The organism is Allobosea sp. NPDC055594, from assembly GCF_053618995.1.
In genome coordinates this window covers 1-2,196 of record NZ_JBSHIO010000045.1, presented here as the reverse complement: position 1 = coordinate 2,196, position 2,196 = coordinate 1, and the positions used below count along the sequence as shown (strand labels likewise).

The following is a 2,196-nucleotide window of genomic DNA, read 5'->3' as shown; positions in this document are numbered from 1 at the left end:
TGCTGTTCGGTGCGGTCTTCCTGCTCTGCGCCTCCTGGACGCTGCAGGTGAAGGAGCATATCCGCATCGACATCGTGAACAGCATGCTGCCCAAGCGGGTCCAGCAATGGATCGACCTGGTCGGCCATGTGCTCTTCCTGATGCCGTTCGCCCTGCTCATCGTCTACCATTCGGTGCCGTTCTTCCTGCGCTCCTATGCGATCAACGAGCAGTCGCTCTCGGCCGGCGGCCTGCCGCAATGGCCCGCCAAGGGCCTGGTCGTGATCGGCTTCGTAATGCTCGTCTTCCAGGGCGTCGCCGAGATCATCAAGCAGATCGCGATTATGCGCGGCGATCTCGACGACGACGACAGCTCGCGCGGCCATGCGGCCGCTGCCGAGGCCGAGGCCCAGCGCCTGCTCGACCAGGCGAAGGCCGAAGGCCTCGCCCCGTGAGCCCAGCAGCAGATTCCCGGAACGCTTCCATGACCCTCGCCCGCTCCGCCCGCGCCTGCGCGCTGCTGCTCGCGCTCAGCGCCGCCGCCTTCTTCAGCCTGCATACCGGCGAGGCGCAGGCCGCCGGCTTCGGCGACTTCCTGCGCGAGAACATGGCGCCGGTGATGTTCGCCGCGCTCGTCTTCTTCCTGCTGCTCGGCTACCCCGTCGCCTTCGCGCTCGCCGCCAACGGCCTGCTCTTCGCCCTGGTCGGCATCGAGCTCGGCATGTTCCAGGAGAACTTCCTGCAGGCCCTGCCGGAGCGCATCTACGGCACGATGAACAACGACGTGCTGCTCGCCATCCCGTTCTTCACCTTCATGGGGCTGGTGCTGGAGCGCTCGGGTATGGCCGAGGACCTGCTCGACACGATCGGCCAGCTCTTCGGGCCGATCCGTGGCGGCCTCGCCTATGCCGTGGTCTTCGTCGGCGCCCTGCTCGCCGCCACCACCGGCGTCGTCGCCGCCTCGGTGATCTCGATGGGCCTGATCTCGCTGCCGATCATGCTGCGCTACGGCTATGACCGGCGCCTCGCCACCGGCATCATCGCCGCGTCGGGCACGCTCGCCCAGATCATCCCACCCTCGCTGGTCCTGATCGTCCTCGCCGACCAGCTCGGCCGCTCGGTCGGCGACATGTATGAGGGCGCCTTCGTGCCCGGCCTGGTGCTGGCCAGCCTCTATGCCGGCTACATCTTCCTGATCACCATCGTCTATCCCAAGCGCGCCCCCGGCCTGCCGCCGGAGGCCCAGACCCTGCGCGACGCCGACGGCAAGACCAGGCGCTTCTCGCTGCTGGTGGTGACGCTGATCTGCTTTGCCATCGCCTATGCCTATATGAAGCTCTTCACCAAGCTCACCGCCGGCGCCGACTTCGTCATCCTGACCATGTCGATCATGGTCGCCGCGGCCTTCGTCATCGCCCTCGCCAACAAGATCCTGAAGCTCAACCTGCTCTCGCGCATGACCGAGCAGGTGATCTTCGTGATGGTGCCGCCGCTCGCCCTGATCTTCCTCGTGCTCGGCACCATCTTCATCGGCCTCGCAACCCCGACCGAGGGCGGCGCCATGGGCGCGGCCGGCGCGATCCTGCTCGCCTGGGGCAAGAAGCGCATGACCTTCGACCTGCTGCGCCAGGCGACCGAGTCGACCGCCAAGCTCTCGGCCTTCGTGCTCTTCATCCTGGTCGGCGCGCGGGTGTTCTCGCTGACCTTCTACGGCGTCAACGGCCATCTCTGGGTCGAGCACCTGCTCGTCGGCCTGCCCGGCGGCGCCACCGGATTCCTGATCGTCGTCAACGTGATGGTCTTCCTGCTCGCCTTCTTCCTCGACTTCTTCGAGCTCGCCTTCATCATCGTGCCGCTGCTCGGACCGGCCGCCGACAAGCTCGGCATCGACCTGATCTGGTTCGGCGTCATCCTCGCGGTCAACATGCAGACCTCGTTCATGCATCCGCCCTTCGGCTTCGCCCTGTTCTTCCTGCGCTCGGTCGCGCCCAAGGAACGCTACAAGGACAAGGTCACCGGCAAGATGATGGAGCCGGTCACAACCGGACAGATCTACTGGGGCGCCGTACCCTTCGTCGTCATCCAGTGCATCATGGTCGCTCTCGTCGTCTTCTTCCCGCAAATGGTCATGCACTACAAATCCTCCGCAGTGCAGCTCGACCAGCAGCAGATCAACAAACAGTTCGACTCAATCCAGATACCGGGACTGGGCGGAGG

At 65.6% G+C, this 2,196-nt stretch carries 2 protein-coding genes; both read left to right on the top strand.

Features of this window, described 5'->3' with window-relative positions:
* A partial coding sequence (locus ACWGRX_RS26855) for a TRAP transporter small permease subunit (RefSeq protein WP_452120048.1) occupies positions 1-434 on the top strand: 434 nt, incomplete at its 5' end.
* A 152-nt stretch (positions 435-586) separates the two neighbouring features.
* On the top strand, positions 587-2,196 hold a 1,610-nt coding region (locus ACWGRX_RS26850), incomplete at its 3' end, for a TRAP transporter large permease (RefSeq protein WP_452120049.1).